This is a genomic window from Micromonospora sp. NPDC051196, from assembly GCF_040682415.1.
In the GTDB taxonomy this organism is placed as follows: Bacteria; Actinomycetota; Actinomycetes; order Mycobacteriales; family Micromonosporaceae; genus Micromonospora.
The window spans coordinates 357,434-378,547 of record NZ_JBFBAY010000004.1 but is presented as its reverse complement, the minus strand read 5'-3'; the positions used below and the strand labels follow the sequence as shown (position 1 = coordinate 378,547).

The window sequence follows — 21,114 nt, the reverse complement described above, 5'->3', positions numbered from 1 at the left end:
CAGGGTAGGCTGGACAAGCAAGTCCGGGTGGCGGAATGGCAGACGCGCTAGCTTGAGGTGCTAGTGCCCGTATAGGGCGTGGGGGTTCAAGTCCCCCCTCGGACACAATCTAGTACATGATCCAAGGGTTCGCCTGAGCGGATACGGTGCGGGCGGTCGGCCGGTAGGTCAGGGTCAGCCCCAGTTCGCGGTAGATGAGTGCCTTGTCTGCGGGGTCCGCGTCACGGAGGACGGCGGCCATGTCTCCCAGCGCTTTGACCATGTGATGGATCTCGTCCGGTGTCATGGTCCGGCGTCCGGTGAGGCGGCGCAGGGTGGCTTCGGCGGTGACCTGTTCGGCTTGGACGTCGGCGATCCATCGGCTGACGATGGTGGGGTCGGTGCCGCTGTCGAGGGCGGCGCGGTAGCGGTCCAGCCGGGTCGCGCAGGTGGCGAGCGTTTCCCGTGCCGCCTTGATCGCCTGCTGGTCGATGTCGTCGTGTTGCGCTTCGGCCATGGCTTGGATGGTGGCGGTGAGTCGGCTGGGTGAGAAGGCTCGGGTGAGCCATGGGTCGAGTTGTTCGAGGATGTGGTCCTCTCGGACGTAGACGCTGCGGGGGTGGGCGACGCGGTTGGCGTCGGCGTACTCGGCGGCGTAGGTGCAACGGTAGTTGTTGCGGTCGTTGTTGAAGCTGCCGACCATGCGTCGCTGGCAGATGCCGCAGCGCAGTAGTCCGGACAGCAGGTAGTTGCGTTTGCTGGCGCGGGGCTTCCTGACTCCGTCGGGACGTCTGCCCGCACTGGCCAGCAGAGTCTGTACGCGGGCGAAGGTCTCATCATCGACCAGCGGTTCGTGCGCCAACGCTCCGGGGTAGATCCACTCCTCAGCGGGTTTCCAGCGCAGCTTGGTTTCGTGTCCGAGGGCGACGTCGTCGACGTCGGATCGAGGAGAGCGTCGATGATTTCGCTCAGGTCAGCCGGGTCGGCGTCGAAAGCCTTCGGCACCGATGCGGATCCGCCGACGGTGTAAGTCAGTCCCATTTCAAAAAAGGAATGTAAAAGGAATCGGAGCACGAGACTCCCATCGACGATGTGATGGCCGTGCCGATGCCCAGGCCGCCACTTACGCCGCCCTGATAGTTGCCATTCCTGTCGGTTTCAACACCGACGCCGATGCTAGCAAGTCTCCCCACTCCACCCGATGCCTGATAGTAGTCCGAGCAGCCGTCTTTCTGTCCGATCTGCTGAGTGGAATAGTTGCTGCTTCTACTCAAGTCCACTCCAGCGCCCACTCCCACACCCCGTTTGAAGCCACCGCCAAGGCCGATGCCCTTGGCATCAACCTCAATGCAACCTTCGACAGATATCGCGCCAGCGGCCTGTGCCCCGACACCGATGCACTGAGTATGGCTCCCCTCGTTATTCGGCCAATCCGGCCACTGGAACGGCTTTTTGGGTGGATTGAGGTATCGAGTCTGGTTCGGGAGGCACGTGGGGTCCCCTGCAAAGGGGTGGGTGCAATACTTCTTGCTCCCCTCCGGCTTTTTCTTCGCACTGCAATCCTCCCACAGTACGCGGCAGGGATAATGCTTCTTCGGCTTAGGTGTGCGCCACTTTCCGTTGCTCCCTTTGACAAACTTCTGCCCGGTTTTGCGGAAAATTTGGTTGTCGCCCCAGGATGTGTCGGTGAACATCGGCCGTAGGCCATCAGGGTCGCTCATCGTAATCGGTGTGTTGTTGGCGTAGCTGTACCCGTGCCACTGTTGCGGGTCGGCCGTGTCAATAATGGGGTCGACGGAAGCAAAGCGGCCGGTGGTGGGGTCGTACGCGCGAGCGCCGATGCTGATGAGTCCGGCCGCGCTCATCGGCTTGTTGAGGAAGCCACGGTTGTCGGGGGAGTCCGCGGTGGCACCACGGGGCGCACCGTAGGGGGTGTACTGGCGCCAGGTGGGCGTTTGTGCAGTGCGGTCGAGGTAGAGAGTGGGTGTGCCCTGGTGGTCGACAAGGGCGAAGGTGTAGTCGTTGCCGCCGCCGGAGCGGATGCAGGTGTTTCCGCCAGGCAACGTGTAGTAGCGGCTGCTGTCAATGGCGCCGGTTGCGGTGTGAAGGGTGTGCTGCTGCCCAGGTAGGTAGAGTGTGGTCTTGTCAGGTTCTCGTTGGATGAGCAGGTTGCCGTCAGCGTCGTGGAGGAAGGCGTTGGTGCCGCTGGTACCGCCGCTGACTTCGGTGAGCTTTCCTGCGTCGTCCCAGGTGAGGATCTGAGCGCCCTGGGCGGCATCGCGCCCGGTCATGTTGCCGACCGTGTCGTAGGCGTACGCAGTGGCACGGCCTGCACCGCCAGACACGCTGGTGGCGGCAAGGGTGTGGGGTTTGCCCTGGCCGTCGTAGATGTAGCCGGTCGTGACGTCGCCGCCGCCGGAGAGGTTGCGCTCGGTCTGCTTGGTACGGTTGCCGATCGCGTCGATCTCCCAGCTGGTCCAGTACGCGCTGCCCCCGCCGACGCTGTTGCCAACCATGGATCGGTCGCCGGCGGTGGGGATGACAGCGCAGCCGTCGGTGGCGGTCCACGCCTCGGCGAGCCGGTTCAGGCCGTCGTAGCCGTAGCACTGTGTCTCGGCCGCCGCGCCGTTGCGTTTGCTGACCTTCCGGTCGATCTTGCCGTACAGGTCGTAGCGGTATTCCTGCTCGTCCAGCGGGACAGCCGTCGTGCTGCTGGTGACCTTGCTGACCAGTTGGTTGATCCGCCGGCCGGTGTGCGTGTCGTAGGTGTTCGTGACCAGGGCGAAGCTGCTTGCGGAGCCGATCTTCTGCTGGTTGGCCCGGCCCCACGCGTCGTAGCTGACGTTCTGGCTGTAGCCGGCGAGGCCGCCCAGGGTGGTGGGCAGGTCCAGCACCCCGGCGTAGCCGTGCACGACGGTCTCCGCCGGCAGGCTGCCCTTGGCCGGGTAGCTGTCGGTCAGCGGCAGGCCGAGCACGTTGGTGTAGGTGTGCCCGAAGGTGTAGGAGCCGGCCAGGGTGCCTTCGCTGTCGGGGATGGTGACGGTCTGCCCGAGGCTCTTGCCGTAGACGTTGAAGTCCTTCTGCTGGGTGCGGTAAGCATGCCCACTGCGGTAGGCGATGGTGGTGGTGAGTTGACCGATCGCGTGGGTGACCCCCGCTACGTCGTTGCTGTTGTCGTACACCCACTTCGCCCGCTGGTTGGCGGCGGACTGGTTCGCCACCGTTGCCGCGAACTCGCCGGTCTTGCGGTTGAGCGCGTCGTAGGTGTACGACAAAGTCTTGCCCCGGCCTTCGGTGACCTGTGCCAGGTTGCCGTTGGCGTCGTAGGACAGGCTGCTGTCACCGGCGTCCGGGTCTGACTTGGTCACCACCTTCCCGAGCAGGTTGTATGTCGACGTCCACACGTTGTTCTTCGCATCGGTCAACGTCGTCTGGTTGCCCCGGACGTCGTACCCGTAGCTGCTGGTCGTGGTGGTGCCGCCGGTCACGGTGAACGTGCCGGTGAATGTGTCGGACGGTGCCGTCACCGTCGGCCGCCCCGGGTACTCCACGAGGTGCGTCTTCCGATCGAGTGGGTCGGTGATGGTGGTGGCCACCGTCCCTCCGTCCGGCGGGATGACCGTGGTGCGGTCACCGTGGTGCACCGTGGTCGTGGTCGAGACGGTCACCCCGTTCTTCGCGGCGGCGACAATCACCGCCCGACCCAGACCGTCGTAGGTGGTGAACGTCTGGTTCGGCACCTGTTTGTTCAACTCCGCCGCCGACACCGGGCTGCTCACCATCGGCAGAGTGCTGTTGTCCCACCATCCGTTGTACGACGCCCGCTTCCAGCCCCGGGTGTCGTAGAACGTATCGGTGATCATCCGACCGCCCTGCGGAGTGACCGCCTGCGTCTGCCGCTCCCGCAACAGGGCGTCGTACAGCGTCACCGACGTCTGATAGCCGCTCACGCTGTTCAACGTGCGGCTGGTCGCCGCCGTGACACCGGTCTTCGACACCGTATAGGAGAACGTGTGGTTCGCGAGGCTGCTCGTCGGTCGCGAGTGCAACCACACCGAGGTGGACCGACCCAGCGCGTCGTACTGCTGGCGGGTCACCACATTGTTTGCGTCCGTGCTGGTCAGCGTGCTGCCCCGGCGCGGGTTCACCGTCGTTGACGACGTCTGCTGCAACGGGTTCGTCGTCGACGTGCCGGTCACCAGGCCCACCGCGTTCATGGTGAAACCGGCGGTCGACTTGTTGCCCTTCGCGTCGTAGCTGTCCACCACCCGCCCCCAGGCGTCGTAGGTGCTGCGCCCTGTGGTCTGCCAGACGTACGCCCCGGAGACGTGATCCTTGGCGGTACGGGTCATTGTCACGTTGCCCTTGGACGGCGCAGCCGGCTGCGGGAACGTCTCGGTGAACGTCGTGTCGTCGTAGAAGGTCCGTTCGGCCTTGACCACCTGCGCGGGCCGGTCCACCGCTGCCGGGGCGGTAAGCGTGTTCACGCTGCCCGGCTTCGAGGCGGGGTTGCCGGGGGTGAATCCGCCGCAGGCCACCGCGACGGTCTCGACCTGGGCGGTCAGGCCGATCAGGTTCCTGGCCGTGTTGGGCGACGCGTAGGTGTAGCTGGTGCACTGGTCGTAGGCCGGGTTGGTCGGCACGGTGTAGGTGTAGGTGTGCTTCAGCGATCCGAGCGTGGCGCTGGCGGTGCTCGCGTCATAGCTGTGCTCGGTGGCGGTGTACCGCCACTCCGGTGACGCGCCGCTGGTCACCGCCTCCCGGGTGTACGTCTTGACCGCCTGCACCCACTGCGCGGTCAGCGCCGGCAGACCCGTACGGGTGCGGGTCGCGGTAGCTCCGGAGGCCCAGTACGACGTGATCGTCGATGAGTCGACGCGACCGTTCTCACCGAGGTACTCCGTGGTCTCCAGCGTCCGGCCGGCGAACTCGTCCACATCCTCGTGCACGCCGCCGGCGGAGTCGGTCACGTTCACCACCGTCGTCGAGTTGTTCTTCGACATGCCCCGGTAGTAAGTGGCCTCGGATTGGGTGCGGCGGTCGTTGACCCCGTCACCGGTGAAGGTCTGCACCTTGGCGTAGCCGCGGAACTGGCCGTAGCTACGATACTTGGCCTTGCCGACCTCGTTCTCGTCGTATCGCCACGCCGCACCACCCAGGTACTTGTAGCTGCTGGTCAGCGCGGGGGCGCCACCGGTCGGGTCGGTGGAGGTCACTCGGGTGACCGCGTACTTGTGGAACCAGTCCCGGTGCGGGTCCACATACCCGTCCGGCGTCCAGTACACCGGATAACACGACTTCGTGTTCGAGGACGGCGACTGCGATACCGGTGCGGTGCAGGGCACCGGAAGTTCGTAGCTGGGGGCGGTCACCGACCCGCTCTCCGTGGTGATCGCCGAGATCCGCTGCCGGTAGAACGACGGCAGCCCACCTGCGGTATCCACCCGGTTCGGCAACTTGATCCCACTGAAACTCACCGACGGCAGCGTGATCGACCCCGGCGACCCGCCGGCACCCGTGTCGTGCCCGGTCCGCGTCACCGACGACAGCCACAGCGTCGGTGACGTGCCGTCCCCGGTCGCCGGCATAGTGTGACCCAGGGCGTAGGTGTCGACCTTCTCGTGCCTACTGGTGCCGATGTGCCACTGCTGCGTCTCGATCGACGTCAGCCGCACGGTGGAGAAGAACGACGGGCTCCAGTTGTCGCAGTCCGTGCCTGAGGCGCAGATCAGGTCGAACGGCACGTCCGGCCAATTCGCCTTGTTCGCCGAGTTCAGCGGCTGACACGTACCCGACAGGCACCGATCCCCGGTGTGGAACACCACCCGGTTCGGCACCGTCGCGTACGCGCCACCGTCCCGGAATCCGTAGTCGACGCGGCTCAGCCACGAGTCCCGGATGTAGGACACGTCGGTGGCACCCTTGTTCCGCCCGTAACGGTTGGTGTCCTGCCCGTAGTAGTACGCCATAGCGTTGCCGTGCACGTCCACCGCATGGTCCAGGTTCCACCGGTACGCCATCGTGCACACCGACGCCGAGAACCCGTCCGAGTCGTAGCAGGGATCCCCCACATGTGGTGAGAACACCGGCGTGTGGTCCACCGACTTCGTCTCCGGCTTACCCGACGTCCAACCGGGGAGGCGGTTGCGACCGAACTCGTAGACGGTCCCGTCGCGCAGCGTCACCCGCCAGTAGTCGGTGTTGTACGTGCCGGAGCCGTTGTTCGAACCGGTGACGCGCGTGATGACTTCACCGTTGTCCGACTCCGGCTTCCAGATCTTCTTGCCGGCATCCCATACCAGCGCAGTGGAAGATCCGTTCAACGACATTGTCACCATCGGCCCGTCCCAGCACCGGTCGTACGTCTTCACTGGCGACGCCTTACCACCCGGATCGTCCTGGCATGACGCGAACGAATGCTCGATGAAGGAGCGGTCGGTCGACCAGCCGTCACCCACCCACGACGATTGAGCGTTCGTCGACGCGGTCTGACCGTCCACACTCGCCGAGTTGTAGAACAGGTCCACCGTGGGCACCAGCTCCGACGCCGCTGGCGGCACCGCAATCGGGTACGAGTATGTGAACGAGCCGGAGCTGCCGCCGCCGGTCCATGACCCGGATGGCTTGAGGTCCGTGGCCGCGTAGGTGCCACCCTTGCCGCCCTCCTCGCCGGCATCTGCCACCGCCGCCAACACCACTGCCGCCCTGTCGGCGGAGCGCGAACCCGCGCCGCCTGGCGACAGGGACACCTCCGCTGACACCGATTGGTCGGACGCGTCGTTCGACGACACCAATGGCGTGCCTGACCGGCACACCGGTATCGATGGGGTGGTCAATGCGCAGGCCGGAAGTCGCACCAGAGCCAGCCGCGACCCGTAGTTGCCGCCGAACGCCTCCGCGAACCCGGCGTAATCCAACCCGATCCGCACCACTCCGCTCGCCTCGGCGGCACCAGCCCGCACCGTCAGCAGCACGCCGTCTACACCGGCCGCTTGCGCGGCCGCCCGGTCCGCGACATCTACCTCGATCTGGCCGGGGCCCCGGTAGACGCCGTCACGAGCGACCGGCTGTGCCCATACTGGCGTGTCCGCAGCACGTACCGGCTGCGGGGTGGTCGTTTGGGTGGAGGTAGCGGCGAACTCGAGGCGCGATGTCACCGCAGCCGGCCAGGTCGTCTGGGTCGGGCGGTAGGTGCCCTTCGCCGCGTCCGGTGGCGTCACGAACTTCGTCAGCAACGGCTTGACGCCCTGCACCCACGCGCCCGGCGAGGCGGCCGGGGTAGCCGGATCCTTTGGCTCGGCCGATGCCTGCGTCGCGGTCAGCATGCTTGCCACCAGCGAAGCGGCGGCGGCGAGTGCGACGGTTTTTCGTCCGAATGCGGACACTTTTGATCGACGGAGCCTGTTCATGCAACCTCACCTCAAGCGAAGATCGACAACAGGCCACGCTCAAGTGCTCAGCTGCACACCCCCGTGGCGACAACAATGTCGCATGTCAATGGTCGACGTGGCACCTACATGGCAATTAGCCGACGTTAGGAGGCATCAATTCATTCTCAAACCACATGAATCGGATGGTCTTTTATGGTCGCGGGTCCCTTGCCCGAAGGGTCCTCTGCTTCAATGTGGCCGTCAGCGGGTCGCGGGCTACGCGATCTGGTGGCATCACACGGGGGAGGTATCGTGCTACCCACATTCGAAGTCCGGTTCCGAGTACATTCACTCTTTATCGGAGCCATCGGTGTCACCGCCGGCGCCGTCCTGATCGCCAGCCTGCCGGCTCCAGTCGCGTCGGCCGCCGCGTCACCACCCGCTGCCACCTCGGGGCCTGCCGGCCCCCTCGACGCGGACGCCGCCATCGACGCGGCGCGGCGAACCGGCCGGCCTGTGGAGGCGACCGCTGCGGGCACGCCGACATCCATCCTTACCGCCCGGCCGGACGGCCTCATGGAGTTGACACAGACGGCGGTGCCGACGCGCAAACGGGTCGGCGGGGCTTGGCAGGCGTTGGACCCGACCCTGGTCCGCCAGGCCGACGGCCGCATCACCGCTGCGGTCACCACCAACACGGTCCGACTGTCCCCCGGCGGGACCGGCCCCATGGCGGAGTTGACCAGCGGCGACCGGGTGGTGGCGCTCACCGCGCCGATACCGCTACCGGCCCCCACCCTGCACGGCCCAACCGCCGTGTATCGGGAGGTGCTGCCCGGGGTGGACCTCAACGTCCGAGTCACCCCTGAGGGTGGCTTCTCCCACATGTTCGTCGTCAAGACCCGGCAGGCCGCCGCGCACCCGCAACTGACTGCTCTGAAACTGACCACCACCACCACGGGCGTCACCCTCACCACCGACCGGGCCGGAAACATCGTCGGCCGCGACCGCGCCGGCGCTACGGTGCTCACCGCGCCCGCGCCCAGGATGTGGGACTCCACCTCCGCCCGCGCCGCTGGACCGAACGCCCGGGAGCAGGTCGGCTCCGAGGCCAGCGCCCCGGGCCGCACCGCACGTACCGCCCCCATCGGCGTCACGATCGGTCGAGGCAGGCTCGCGCTCACCCCCGACCGCGACCTGCTGACCTCAGCAGAGACGGTCTTCCCGGTCTACATCGATCCCACCTTCACCTGGACACCGGTCGGCCCGAAGATGTCCGGCTGGGCCAGCATCTCCTACCACCACCAATCCACCAACTACTGGAAGGACACCCCTGACCCGCTCGGCCGGATGCAGGTCGGCAACTCCGGTAGCCAACGCTCCAACACCCTGATCAACTTTCCCGTACCGCACGGCACCCTCGCAGATGCCGAAATCAGCTCCGCCACCTTCAAAATCACCAACACCCGGTCCTGGAACTGCAACGACAAGACCGTCCACATCTACGGCCCGAGCACCACGCTGACATCATCGAACGCCACCTGGAACCACTGGGAGGGCGTCAGCAAGGGCTCCGCCATCGCCTCCAGAAGCTTCGCCCACGGCTACACCGACTGCGACCCCGCCGCCGTCTCCTTCGACATCACCAGCCGGATCCGCACCGACGTCACCAGCAAACGGGCCACCCGGACCCTCTGGATGGTCGCCGCCAACGAGGCCAACGACACCCAGAGTTGGAAGGAGTTTCACCAGACCAGTCCCACCCTGACCATCCTCTACAACCACACACCCACCAAGCCCGCGAACCTGACCACCTCTCCCAAGACCGCCTGCGCCGGAGCCTCCTTCGTCGGCGACAGCGGCGTCTCGCTGTACGCGCCGGTGTCCGATCGCAACGGCGGCACGCTGGGTGTCTCGTTCAAGCTCTGGAGGGCCAGCGACACCACGGAGACGGCCCTCGCCTCGTCCAATCCCAGCCTGCTGACCTACCCGTCGGGGAGCACGGCCGTGCTGGTCGTTCCGGTGGCCACCCTGCGCAGCGCTGCCGGTGGCACCCGTACCGGCTTTTCCTGGAAGGTACAGACCACAGACTTCCGGTCCTCCAGCGACTGGTCGGATACCTGTACCTTCACCTACGATCCAACGCGGCCCGGCTCACCAACGGTCAGCCAGCCCAACGACGGGGAGACGGTAGTCGGGCAGCCGTGGAGTTTCACGGTCGCACCGCCGCCGGGGACCACCGTTCCGAGCAGCTACGTCTACCAGATCAACGCCGGCCCACCAGTCGACGTGACCGCCGACACCGCCGGCAACGCCACAATCACCGCCGCGCCAACCCGCTTCGTCAACACCCTCTCGGTGACCAGCGTGTCCGCCGGCGGCAACTTCGGTGACACCTCCAGCGTCACGTTCAACTCGACGCCGGCAGCGAACGCCGCCGAGGGCGACCTGACCGGCGACGATCTGGCCGACCTGCTCTCGGTCGGCGGCCGACACGGGTTACCCTCCGGACTCTGGCTTGCTCACGGCGGCCACCAGCGGGGCAACATCGTCGCCACCAACATCGGCGCCCGCGGCAACGGGGTCTCCGGCACGACAAGCCCGGAGAACCCGGCCAGCAACAACCCAGCGGACTTCAACGAGGGCCAGGCCGTCACCGGTCGCTTCTTCGGCGAAGGCTTCCAGGACGTCCTGGTCTACTACGGCAGCGGTGCACACGCCGGAGGCGCCAGCATCCTGCGTGGTAACGGAGACGGTTCCGTGATCGAATCCCTCCGCAGCGGCGTCCAGCAGACCATCGTGCCCGATCAGCTTCGCGACGAGAACGGCAACTCACCCCAGCAGCTCGTCAACGCTGGCGACGCCCGCGCGACCGGCTCCCCGCTGCCCGACCTGATCGGCATTAACGGCAGCGCCGAACACGGCTACCACCTCACCTACCACCCCAACCTAGGGGTACCCGGCGGGTATCTCCTCACCCACCCCACCACCGCCCTCACTCCCAGCGGGGGCACCAACTGGGACGACTGGCGGATCGCCACCACCCAGACCGCCACTGGCACCGCGATGTTCCTCTGGGAGCGCACCACCGGGGCCCTGCACCTGTGGACCGCACTCGCCTACGACGAGAACACCGGTCAGCTCACCCACACCGCCCACCTGCTGCGGCACGACGGCTGGAACACCGGCGTCAACCTCGACCTACGAGCGGCCGACATCAACGCCGACGGCACCCCGGACCTCTGGACCACCACCGACGGCGGCCAGACCACCAAATGGCACGTCAGCAACCCTGCCGACGGCACCGCGACCATCACCGCCCAGCCCACGATCACCCTGATCACCGCCAAGCACGCTTGGCAGCTCAACGATGCCGCCACCGGAACGGTCACCACCGCCAGGGACATCGTCGGCACGTTGCACGCCACCGGCACCAACGGGGCCACCTGGAGCAGCGGCGACCTGTTCGACCCGGACGTTGCCTTCAACGGCACCAGCGGCACCCTCGCCACCAGCGCCCCGGCCGTACCCACCAATGCGGCCTTCACCGTCTCCACTTGGGTTAAGCTCGCGGCCCATGGCGGAACGGTGGTGTCGCAGGACGGCGCGAACACCGCCGGGTTCAAGCTCTGGGCCGAGTCCAGCGACCAATCATGGCGCTTCGCCATGTCACGAAGCGACGTGGCGAGCCCGGTCTGGGACACGGCCAGCGCCGGCGCGCGTTCGGCTCGACTCGGTGTGTGGACGCAGTTGACCGCGGTGTTCAGCCCGGCCGCCGGCAATCTGCACAGCATGTTTCTCTTCGTGGACGGCCGTAACGTAGCCTCTGCCGCCCACGGCAACACTTGGACCGCCGCCCGTGGCTTTCGCATCGGTGCCGTCAAGACGGGATCGACCAGCCATGGTGGTCACCTGAGTGGAGAGGTCTCCCTGACCCAGGCGTGGGACGTGGCGACGCTGGGCCCGGAGCCGGCGGCTCACGACCTCAACGGGGATGGCCGAGCAGACATCGTCGCCGCGGACTCATCCGGAAACCTGTGGCTGCACCCGAACACCGGAAACGGCGGCATGTCCACCTTCGGCTCACCGGTCAAGATCGGCACCGGTTGGGCGAGTTACCGGTGGAACATCCGGGACTGGACCCTGGACGGACGCGCTGACGTCCTCGGAATCCCCACAGACGGCATTCTCTGGCTGTACCCCAACATCAACGGCGCGCCCAGCTCCGCACAGCGCCGTCAAATCGGCGTCTCTTGGTCCGGCTACACGCACGCCACCGGGCATGCCGATGGCGACAGGAGTCCGGACCACTTCGGGATCAGAAGGTCGACAGGTGAATTGTTCTACTACCCTGACGGGTGCTGCAAGATGCTCGTCGGTAGTTCTGGCTGGACGAACTTTCGCATCTACCCGGCGGACTTCGACTCCGACGGCCGTGACGACATCGTCGCCATCGACGGCTCAGGTCAGCTGTGGCTCTACCCGAACACCGGCCAGGCAGGATCAGCGATGCTGGGCGCTCCGCGATCGATCGGACAAGGTTGGTCAAGCTACCGGGTGACACTGGCCGACATGAACTCGGATGGCAAGCCGGACATCGTCGGCGTCGACACGAGCAACAACGTCTGGCTCTACCCCGGCAACGGCGCCGGAGGTCTCAACAGCCGTGTCCAGATCGCCAGCAACTGGACGACCACGACCGCCAAGACAATCGGCTGACACCCAGGGGCGGGTTATGTGGGTCGATGCTACTTGTTTACGCCTATCTCGGCGGAGCCGTTCTCGCCGGACCACTGCCGACCTGACCGAGAGGAGCATTGCTCGCCCACTCCGCGACCCGCGGCCGCTGATCGGGCTCCGGTCAGCACCGCGGCGACCGCGGTGGCCAGGACACCGGCAAGCGGATGCACCACACCCCGCGGATCACGCCGGTCCGGCACCACGGCCAACGCCTCTACCAGACTCAACGACGCGGGCAACGACTACGACCTGATCCGCGTGCACAGCCAGCACACCGATCGGCGATAATGATCCCAACGGGCGCGGTCCTCGATTGATCCATTTCAGCTTCGGCACCTGGATGATCCGAGCGGCCGCGGCTGGCCTCATATCGCCGTGATTAGGAGTATCCACTCAAGATATTCACAGCGGACATTCCACCACTTTGCCTGAGCCTTGGTCTTGATCGAGAATTCTTGTCTTGTTCGAGAATGCTCAATTAATTGAGCTGTCCGATCGTGTCGGCTAGCCTTGCGCCATGAGTACCCCTGAGGGCCGGGTTCTGCTGCTGAATCCGCCGTTGCAGAACCCCCCTGGGCAGGCGTATAAGCCGAACGCCTCGCTCGCCTACCCCAATCTGGCGGGCGCTTTGCGCGCCCATGGTGCAGACGTGCGAGTCTACGATGCCTGTGTCGGTGACGAGGGCGATCCGTTCGAGGATACGTACAACAAGCGCACGCCACTGCCCAGTGGTTTTGAGCGCATCGGCGTCGGCGACGAGCGGATCCTGAATGTCGTGGCGGACTACGACATCATCGGAATCTCGTCGATCTTCACCGATCAGGAGACGATGGCGCTGCATTGTGCGCGGATTATCCGGGCGGCTTTCCCCGAAAAGATCATTATTTCTGGCGGGGTGAACGCGCGCTCGCGACTGAACCGGTTCTTCGCGGCCGGGTTCGACGCGGTCTGCCTGTCGGAGTCCGAGGCCACGATCGTGGAGATCGTCGAGGAGGTGCGGCGGTCGGCTCGGCCGGACTTCTCGTCGATCCACGGGATCGCGTACGTCGACGCCGGCGGCACCACCCGGATCAGGCCGACCCGTTCGCGGGATGTGGTGTGGGACCTGGACAAGCTGCCCATGCCGGCCTGGGATCTCATGGCCAACGACCGGTACTGGAAGATCGCCCGGCCGCACTCCGGCGTCTTCGAGCAGGGAGCCGAGCTGCGGTACGCCCAGATGATGACGTCTCTGGGCTGCCCGTTTCACTGCTCGTACTGCCACATCGCCGGCGAGCAGGAAGGCTCGCTCAGCGGACCGACCGGCAAGTTCCGGATCAAGTCCGACGATCGGGTGCTCGACGAGATCGCCATGCTCAAGGGCTTGGGCGTGGAGAACATCTTCATCGAGGACGACTCGCTGCTGGGCGACAAGAAGCGAGGGCTGCGCCTGCTTCGTAAGATCCAGGGCGCCGGCATGAACATCTGCGACCTGAACGGCATCAACATCATTCACCTGCTCAAGCGCTGGAAGGCCGACCACGAGATCCTGGAGGCGCTGGCCGGAGCGGGGTTCACACAGATCAACCTGCCGTTCGAGACGGGCAACCTGCGGATCATGCGCAAGTACGCCAGTAACAAGCTGAACATCGAGAAGGCGGATATCGAATCCCTGATCGTGGCGATGAAGCAGTACGGCATCAAGATCTACGGCAACTACATGATCGGGTACCCGGACGAGACGCTGGAAGAGATCGAGACCACCATCGAGACCGCCAAGAAGCACATGTCCTACGGCCTCGACGCGGTGCATTTCTTCATCGTCGTGCCGTTGCCCGGTTCCCCGCTCTACGATGCCGCGGTCGCCGGAGGGCATTTCAACGAAGACTTCGACCCGGACCAGATGAACATCTTCCGGGCCAACATGTCCAACACCGCTGTGCCGCCACACGTTCTGGAAGAGATCCGTAACCGGGCGTGGCACGAGGTGAACAACATGGACTTCAAGAGCAAGAAGAGGAAGTTGAGTCCGGAATGGTCGGTTGGGCCGGAGGTCAACCCCAACGCCACGGTGGCCGCGGCAACGATCGAGCACCGGTGAGCTGACGGCTCCGGTTCCGGCGGCGCTGGCCCGCGGAGACAGATCAGCAGGCGGCGGGCCTTTACGTCGACCGGGTAGCTGGCGCGGGCCAGCTCGGTCAAAGAGGCCAGGTCTCCGTTTCGGAGCGTGGCCTCTGACCTGTGCACCATGCCGGCCCTCGCGCGGCTGCTCCGCTCGAGTTTCACGCGCGTGGCCGCGCGACGGCGGTGCGTGCGGGTTGCTGTGCGCCGCGTGTATTCGGCTGGACCGCATAACAGGGCACTCGCGGCACCTCCGCGTCCGTTTTGGATTCGAATCGGCGGCGCCTTTGTTCTAGAATGCTCAACTAATTGAGCTCTCCGACGCAGTCAGATAGTCTACTCCTATGAATATGCGAGAGGGTCGGGTGCTGCTGCTGTACCCACCCATGCAAACTGCTGCGGGGCAGGTGTGTAAGCCGAATGCGTCGCTCGCCTACCCCAATCTGGCGGGCGCCTTGCGCGACCACGGCGTAGACGTGCGAATTTACGACGCCTGCGTTGGTGATGCCGACGACCCAATTGTCGACAGTATGTTCGACAAGCCAATGCCGCTGCCGAGCGGTTATGTGCGCATGGGCGTCGACGACGAGCGGATCCTGAATGTCGTGGCGGACTACGACATCGTCGGAATCACGTCGATCTTCACCGATCAAGAGACAATGGTGCTGCACTGTGCGCGGCTCATCCGGGCGGCCTTCCCCGACAAGATCCTCGTTTCCGGCGGGGTGAACGCGCGCTCGCGGCTGCCCCGGTTCTTCGCGGCCGGGTTCGACGCGGTCTGCCTGTCGGAGGCCGAGGGCACGATTGTCGAGATCGTCAACGAGGTGCGGCGGTCGGCTCGGCCGGACTTCTCGTCGATCCACGGGATCGCGTACGTCGACGCCGGCGGCACCACCCGGATCAGGCCGACCCGTTCGCAGGATGTGGTCTGGGACCTGGACAAGCTGCCGATGCCCGCCTGGGACCTGCTGGCCAACGAGCGGTACTGGAAGATCGCCCGGCCGCACGCCGGGGTGTTCGAGCCCGGTGTCGAGCTGCGGTACGCCCAGATGATGACGTCTCTGGGCTGCCCGTTTCACTGCTCGTACTGCCACATCGCCGGCGAGCAGGAAGGCTCGCTCAGCGGACCTATCGGTAAGTTCCGGATCAAGTCCGACGATCGGGTGCTCGACGAGATCGCCATGCTCAAGGACCTGGGCGTCGACAACGTCTTCATCGAGGACGACTCGCTGCTGGGCGACAAGAAGCGAGGCCTACGCCTGCTTCGTAAGATCCAGGGCGCCGGGCTGAACATCTGCGACGTGAACGGCATCAACATCATTCACCTGCTCAAGCGCTGGAAGGCCGACCACGAGATCCTGGAGGCGCTGGCCGGAGCGGGGTTCACACAGATCAACCTGCCGTTCGAGACGGGCAACCTGCGGATCATGCGCAAGTACGCCAGCAACAAGCTGAATATCGAGAAGGCGGATATCGAATCCCTGATCGTGGCGATGAAGGAATACGGCTTCAAAATCTACGGCAACTACATGCTGGGGTATCCGGACGAGACGCTGGAAGAGATTGAGACCACCATCGAGGCCGCCAAGAAGCACATGTCGTACGGCCTGGACGCGGCGGGCTTCTTCATCGTGGTGCCGTTGCCCGGTTCCCCGCTCTACGATGCCGCGGTCGCCGGAGGGCATTTCAGCGAAGACTTCGACCCGGACCGGATGAACATCTACAAGGCCAACATGGTCAACACCCTCGTGCCGGCGGAGGTTCTGGAAGAGATTCGCAGCCGGGCGTGGCACGAGGTGAACAACCCGGAGTTCAAGAACGAGAAGAAGAAGCTGCTCGCGCCGACGGACTGACCGACGGCGCCGGTCCCGGCGCCGTCGCTCGGCAATTCAGAAGATCCCTGGTGTCGCCTCAACCTGTCGTACGCCGAGCAGAAGGAGCCGCGCGGCATCGCCGAGGCGTTCCTGATCGGCGCGGACCACATCGGAAACGACCCCTCGGCGCTGATCCTCGGTGACAACCTGTTCCACGGCGCCGGCTTCTGGCACGTGCTGCACCGCGCGGCCGGCTCGGTCCAGGGCTGACCGTCTTCGCCCGCGATCTGATGCCATCGCCCCGCGGTGAACTGGAGATCACCGATGGCAACATCGAGTTCATGCGGCAGGGCCGGGCCAAGCTCGTCCGGCTGAGCCGCGGCTACCCCTGGATGGACTGCGGCACGCACGACGACCTGCTCGCCGCCAGCCAGTAGGTGCAGGTGATCCAGAGCCGCCAGGGCATTCGCCCCTGCCCCCGGCAAGCGCCGGGGCAGGGACGCATACGGCCGGGGCCCGTACCGCGGGGCAGCACCCCAGCGTTACGGGCCCCGGTAAAGGGGCGACACTCAGGAACGGTAGTGGGCGGTCAGTCGCTCGATGGCCGGCACGCTGTCGTTCGGCGTCGGCAGCGCCGCCGACAACGCGCCCATCCGGGCGGCGTTGCGGCCGAACGCCGGATCCTTCAGCACCCGTTGCAGGCTGTCGTGCAGCACGTCCGGGGTCAGCTGGTCGTGGTCGCTGACGTAGACGGCGGCGCCTTCGTCCTCCATGTGAGGGAGATAGGCGTACGGGCCCCAGAACCTGTCGTTGCCGAACTTGCCGGGGACCACCAACTGCGGCACCCCGTGTTCCAGCGCCGTGGCGAACGTGCCGTAGCCGCCGTGGTGGACCACGGCCGAGCAGGAGGGCAGCAGCGCCGCCAGCGGGACGAAGTCGACCGCACGGACGTTGGCGGGCAGCGTCGGCAGCTCCGCCGGATCCCGGCCGAGCGTGACGACCACTTCGGCGTCCAGGTCGGCGACCGCCTCGAGCAGGTCGCTGGTCGACGCGCCGGCGTCGAGCTCGCGGAAGGTCACGCCCAGGGTGATGCAGACGCGCTTGCGCTCCTGCTCGTCGAGCACCCAGTCCGGGACCACCGACGGCCCGTTGTACGGCACGGGTCGCATCCAGAGGTAGTCCATGCCCGGCGGAGTCCAGGTCCACGTCGGCATGGGGAAGATCGACCAGTGACCCGTCAAGGTGTGCTCGTTGTAGGCCAGGCCGTACTGGTCGAGGATGGGCTCCAGGGCGGCCCGTAGCGGATCCCCCTGGTGCTGCGCGGCGATCCGCAGTTGGCCCAGCGCGTCCGCGCCGAACACGAAGCGGGCGTGCGCGGCTCCGACCGCCTGCGCGGCGACCGGGCCGGCGTAAGCCATGGTCATCGTGTCCCAGATGACCAGGTCGGGTCGCCACCGGCGGGCGTAGCGGACCGCGCCGTCGATCACCGAGGGGGAGTTGAAGAACGGGAAGTGTTGACGGGCCAGGCCGTCGAGCTCGGCGTACGGATCCTCGGCGGCGTATTCGCGCTGTGCCGGCCTGCGCCGCGGTCCAGCAGGGGCGGGCGGCGGGGGCGGCGGTGCGTCCGATGCCTTCCCCTCGGCGGCAGCCTTTTGCTGGGCCTCCGCCAGCATGGCGGAGGTGTCGAGCTCGTCCCCGATCACGACCGCGGGCAGGCCGGTGTGCGCGATGTCGGCGGCGGTCAGGTTGGTCGCATCGAGCTGGCTGGCGACGCGGACCTGATGCCCGGCGGTCTGCAGGGCCCAGGCCAGCGGTACGAACGAGTACAGGTGCGTCCTGCCCGGGCACGTCAGGAAGAGAATGCGCATAAGAGTCTCCTGGGTCTTCAGGCGGCGCGGTCGTGGGCGCGCCGCTCGATGGCGGCGCGGAACAGCCGAGTGACGGGTCGCACCGGAACCTTCATGCTCGCGGCATCGCCGGGTGGCCGCATCTCCCGGCTTGCGGCCTGACGACGACGGCCGGAGGTGAGGCGGATCTTGGCGTGACGGGGTTGACACCGGCGGGGCGGCTGGATCAGCGCCGCGCGTGTTCGGCGCGTGCGGGTGCGCCCACCTCGTGCAGGTGTCGCAGGGCCTGGCGGTAGGAGGTGACGAGACTGGTCTGTACGTAGGCGACGCCGATCTCGGTGCAGTATGCCTGCACGATCGGTTGTGCCTTGCGCAGGTTGGGCGTCGGCATGCCGGGGAACAGGTGGTGTTCGATCTGGTAGTTCAGACCGCCGAGCGCCGCGTCGACCAGCCGGTTCCCCCGAACGTTACGGGAGGTCAACACCTGCTTGCGGAGATAGTCCTCGGCGCCGGTCGGGTGCGGCATGCCCTTGTGGTTGGGGGCGAAGGTCATGCCGAGGTAGACGCCGAACAGTGCCTGGTGCAGCAGCAGGAAGGCGACGGCCTGCAGCGGCGAGAGTACGAGCACCAGCGCGCCGAGGTAGCCGACGGCGTGCAGGATCAGCAGTGCGCTCTCCACACGCCGCTGTTTCACCGTGCCGTTGCGCAACGCCTTGACGCTGGACACCTTCAGGCTGACGGCGAGCAGCGTGAGCAGCGGGAAGAACAGTGCGGCCTGGTGCCGGGTGATGAAGCCCTTCAGCCCGCGCCGGCCGACAGCCGACTCGGTGGCCCAGACGAGCACCTCGGGGGCCACGTCCGGGTCGAGGTCGTCATGGTTGGGGTTGTTGTGGTGACGGGTGTGCTTGTCCATCCACCAGCCGTAGCTCATTCCGATGCCGAGATTGCCGGCCAGGAGTCCGGCGACCGCGCTCGGACGTCTGGTGCGGAACACCTGGCGGTGCGCCAGGTCGTGCGCCACGAGTGCGACCTGGGCGAACGTGACGGCGAGGAACACGGCGGTGATCATCTGCCACCACGAGGAGCCGATGGCGAAGAAGGCCGCCCAGCCGCCGACGAACATCAGCGTGACGACGCTCAGCCGGACGACGTAGTAGGCGGGCCGGCGGCGCATCAACCCCGCGTCGATGATCCGGCGGGACAGGATGGCGAAATCACTGCCGGTCGTCGACTGCGACGGTCTCGTGGTAGTCATCATGATTCCAGCAGACCGCCTCAAAAGGGCGCTGTCAGGAGCGCTGCCTTCCCGCTGGAAGGGGGTGCTAGCACCACCGAGAAACGGCGATCGCGTGGGCACAATGGCATTCGTGGACATGGCCGGGCCTGACGAGCGGACGTACGAGTGGGCGCGGCGGGGTGTGCGCGCGGTGCTCGCTGGTCTGGCCGCGATCGGCCTGGCCCTGGCCAACGTCGCGCTGCTCGGCGTATCGCTGCTGGCGTTGGTCCTGGTCCCGGTGCCGCTGCTCGGCATGGCGCTGGTGTCCTGGACGACGACGCTGGTCCGGAAGCGGGCGGATCTCGAACGTAGGCGTGCCGCATGGGCCGGGGTTCCGGTGCCACGTCCCTACCGCTCGCCTCCGGAGCGGGGCATTGCCGGCGGCTGGCGGCGCTTCCGGTGGATCGTGACGGACCCGGCCACCTGGCGTGACCTCGCCTGGCTCCTGCCCGGCGGGATCGTCGGGGCCGCCCTCGGCGTGATCTCGCTGGCCGTGCCGCTGTACGGGATCATGGGTCTGACGCTGACCCCGCTGTGGATCTGGCTCGGCACCGACTGGTACGGCTACGGCGCCGTCTGGTCCATCGACACATTCAGTGAAGGGCTGATCTGCCTGCCGCAAGGCGCCGCCATCCTGGCCGGCGGTCTGTGGGTGGCGCCGTGGCTACGGCGGGTCGACGCGTACTTCGCCCGACTCCTGCTCGCACCGACCAAGGCCGCCGAACTCCGCCTGCGGGTCACCCAGCTGACCGTGACCCGCGCCGACACGGTGGACGCCCAGGCAGCCGAGCTGCGCCGCATCGAGCGCGACCTGCACGACGGCATCCAGGCGCGGCTCGTCTCGCTGGGCATGACGATCGGTCTCGCCGACGAACTGATCGACCGGAACCCGGCCGCAGCCCACGAGATGCTCGCTGAAGCGCGTGCAGCGAGCGGCACCGCACTGGTCGAGCTGCGGCACCTGGTCCGTGGTATCCATCCACCTGTGTTGGCCGAACGCGGACTGGACGGCGCGGTGCGGGCGCTGGCGCTCAGCCTGCCCGTGCCGATCACGGTCGATGTCGACCTGCCGGGCCGACTCGACACACCCGTCGAGTCGGCCGCGTACTTCGCCGTCGCGGAGACGCTGACCAACATGGTCCGGCACAGCCGCGCCCGCACCGGATCGGTGTCCCTGCGGCACGCGGACGGAACGCTGACGATGGTGGTCGCCGACGACGGCGTGGGCGGCGGCGACCCCGTGGCCGGTACCGGTCTGCGGGGCATCGAACGCCGCCTCGCCGCCTTCGATGGCACGATGGCCCTGTCGAGCCCGCTCGGGGGGCCTACCGTCATCACCATGGAGTTGCCGTGCGCGTTGTCATCGCCGAGGACCACGCGCTCCTCCGGGACGGGCTGACCCGAATCCTGCGGGCCTTCGACTTCGACGTCGTCGCCGCCGTCGACAACGGCCCGGCCCTGCTGCCCACCCTGATCACCCACCGGCCTCAGGTGGCGGTCATCGACGTCCGCCTCCCGCCGACGTTCACCGACGAAGGTCTGCAGGCCGCGATCGCGGCTCGTACCCAGATTCCCGGCTTGCCCATCCTCGTGCTCTCCCAGCACGTCGAGCCCTTGTACGCCCGCGAACTGCTCAGCACGCCGCACGGCGGTGTGGGCTACCTGCTCAAGGATCGCGTGTCCCACGTCGGTGAGTTCGTCGACGCCGTGCGCCGGGTCGCCGCCGGCGGTACCGCCATGGACCCCGAGGTGATCTCGCAACTCCTCGCCCGCCGAGAGCCGCTGGCGGTGCTCACCCCCAGAGAACGGGAAGTGCTCGGTGAAATGGCCGAAGGTCGCTCCAACGCGGCGATCGGGGCCAAGCTCCGCATCACCGAGAAAGCCGTGAGCAAACACATCAACAACATATTCACCAAACTTGACATGCCGCCCTCAGATGACGACAACCGGCGTGTCCTCGCCGTCCTGGCGTACCTCAACGGCTGAAC

At 66.5% G+C, this 21,114-nt stretch carries 12 protein-coding genes and 1 tRNA gene; 8 read left to right on the top strand and 5 right to left on the bottom strand.

Features of this window, described 5'->3' with window-relative positions:
- Positions 1 to 21: 21 nt before the first annotated feature.
- A tRNA-Leu gene (locus AB0M35_RS12165) sits at positions 22 to 105 on the top strand.
- 4 nt (positions 106 to 109) lie between these two features.
- Here AB0M35_RS12165 and AB0M35_RS12160 read toward each other — a convergent pair.
- Complete coding sequence (locus tag AB0M35_RS12160; RefSeq protein ID WP_363744424.1) at positions 110 to 841, bottom strand: zinc ribbon domain-containing protein; 732 nt, start codon at positions 839 to 841, stop codon at positions 110 to 112.
- 169 nt (positions 842 to 1,010) lie between these two features.
- Positions 1,011 to 7,304, bottom strand: a complete 6,294-nt coding sequence (locus AB0M35_RS12155; protein WP_363744422.1) for an RHS repeat-associated core domain-containing protein — start codon at positions 7,302 to 7,304, stop codon at positions 1,011 to 1,013.
- A 621-nt stretch (positions 7,305 to 7,925) separates the two neighbouring features.
- On the opposite strand from AB0M35_RS12155, the gene AB0M35_RS12150 reads away from it, so the two are divergent.
- A complete protein-coding gene (locus tag AB0M35_RS12150; protein ID WP_363744420.1) occupies positions 7,926 to 12,068 on the top strand; it encodes an FG-GAP-like repeat-containing protein in 4,143 nt (1,380 codons plus the stop codon).
- 29 nt (positions 12,069 to 12,097) lie between these two features.
- Here AB0M35_RS12150 and AB0M35_RS12145 read toward each other — a convergent pair whose 3' ends face one another.
- The gene (locus AB0M35_RS12145; RefSeq protein WP_363744518.1) at positions 12,098 to 12,259 is read right to left on the bottom strand and encodes a hypothetical protein; all 162 of its coding nucleotides are present in this window, start codon (positions 12,257 to 12,259) and stop codon (positions 12,098 to 12,100) included.
- A 347-nt stretch (positions 12,260 to 12,606) separates the two neighbouring features.
- On the opposite strand from AB0M35_RS12145, the gene AB0M35_RS12140 reads away from it, so the two are divergent.
- The 4 genes from AB0M35_RS12140 (at position 12,607) to AB0M35_RS12125 (ending at position 16,440) form a co-directional block, all read left to right on the top strand.
- A complete protein-coding gene (locus tag AB0M35_RS12140) occupies positions 12,607 to 14,169 on the top strand; it encodes a radical SAM protein (protein WP_363744418.1) in 1,563 nt (520 codons plus the stop codon).
- Positions 14,170 to 14,554: 385 nt separating this feature from the next.
- Complete coding sequence (locus AB0M35_RS12135) at positions 14,555 to 16,042, top strand: radical SAM protein (protein ID WP_363744416.1); 1,488 nt, start codon at positions 14,555 to 14,557, stop codon at positions 16,040 to 16,042.
- 63 nt (positions 16,043 to 16,105) lie between these two features.
- Positions 16,106 to 16,273: a sugar phosphate nucleotidyltransferase gene (locus tag AB0M35_RS12130; RefSeq protein ID WP_363744516.1), complete on the top strand. Its 168-nt coding sequence runs from the start codon at positions 16,106 to 16,108 to the stop codon at positions 16,271 to 16,273.
- Positions 16,274 to 16,293: 20 nt separating this feature from the next.
- Complete coding sequence (locus tag AB0M35_RS12125; RefSeq protein WP_363744414.1) at positions 16,294 to 16,440, top strand: sugar phosphate nucleotidyltransferase; 147 nt, start codon at positions 16,294 to 16,296, stop codon at positions 16,438 to 16,440.
- 132 nt (positions 16,441 to 16,572) lie between these two features.
- Here AB0M35_RS12125 and AB0M35_RS12120 read toward each other — a convergent pair whose 3' ends face one another.
- Both AB0M35_RS12120 and AB0M35_RS12115 read right to left on the bottom strand, forming a co-directional pair.
- Positions 16,573 to 17,871 carry a nucleotide disphospho-sugar-binding domain-containing protein gene (locus AB0M35_RS12120; RefSeq protein ID WP_363744412.1) on the bottom strand — a complete coding sequence of 433 codons (1,299 nt, stop codon included), beginning with the start codon at positions 17,869 to 17,871 and terminating at the stop codon, positions 16,573 to 16,575.
- Positions 17,872 to 18,076: 205 nt separating this feature from the next.
- A complete protein-coding gene (locus tag AB0M35_RS12115) occupies positions 18,077 to 19,105 on the bottom strand; it encodes an acyl-CoA desaturase (RefSeq protein WP_363744410.1) in 1,029 nt (342 codons plus the stop codon).
- 103 nt (positions 19,106 to 19,208) lie between these two features.
- On the opposite strand from AB0M35_RS12115, the gene AB0M35_RS12110 reads away from it, so the two are divergent.
- Positions 19,209 to 20,525: a sensor domain-containing protein gene (locus AB0M35_RS12110; RefSeq protein WP_363744408.1), complete on the top strand. Its 1,317-nt coding sequence runs from the start codon at positions 19,209 to 19,211 to the stop codon at positions 20,523 to 20,525.
- Positions 20,477 to 21,112: a response regulator transcription factor gene (locus AB0M35_RS12105; protein WP_363744406.1), complete on the top strand. Its 636-nt coding sequence runs from the start codon at positions 20,477 to 20,479 to the stop codon at positions 21,110 to 21,112. Before AB0M35_RS12110 ends, AB0M35_RS12105 begins: the two co-directional genes overlap by 49 nt.
- The last annotated feature ends 2 nt before the right edge of the window (positions 21,113 to 21,114 follow it).

Bases quoted from the DNA above. Each gene is read 5' to 3' on its own strand.
- AB0M35_RS12155 (WP_363744422.1), bottom strand. From the start codon at position 7,304: ATGCTGACCGCGACGCAGGCATCGGCCGAGCCAAAGGATCCGGCTACC.
- AB0M35_RS12150 (WP_363744420.1), top strand. From the start codon at position 7,926: ATGGAGTTGACACAGACGGCGGTGCCGACGCGCAAACGGGTCGGCGGG.
- AB0M35_RS12140 (WP_363744418.1), top strand. From the start codon at position 12,607: ATGAGTACCCCTGAGGGCCGGGTTCTGCTGCTGAATCCGCCGTTGCAG.
- AB0M35_RS12125 (WP_363744414.1), top strand. From the start codon at position 16,294: ATGCCATCGCCCCGCGGTGAACTGGAGATCACCGATGGCAACATCGAG.
- AB0M35_RS12120 (WP_363744412.1), bottom strand. From the start codon at position 17,871: ATGCGCATTCTCTTCCTGACGTGCCCGGGCAGGACGCACCTGTACTCG.
- AB0M35_RS12115 (WP_363744410.1), bottom strand. From the start codon at position 19,105: ATGACTACCACGAGACCGTCGCAGTCGACGACCGGCAGTGATTTCGCC.
- AB0M35_RS12110 (WP_363744408.1), top strand. From the start codon at position 19,209: ATGGCATTCGTGGACATGGCCGGGCCTGACGAGCGGACGTACGAGTGG.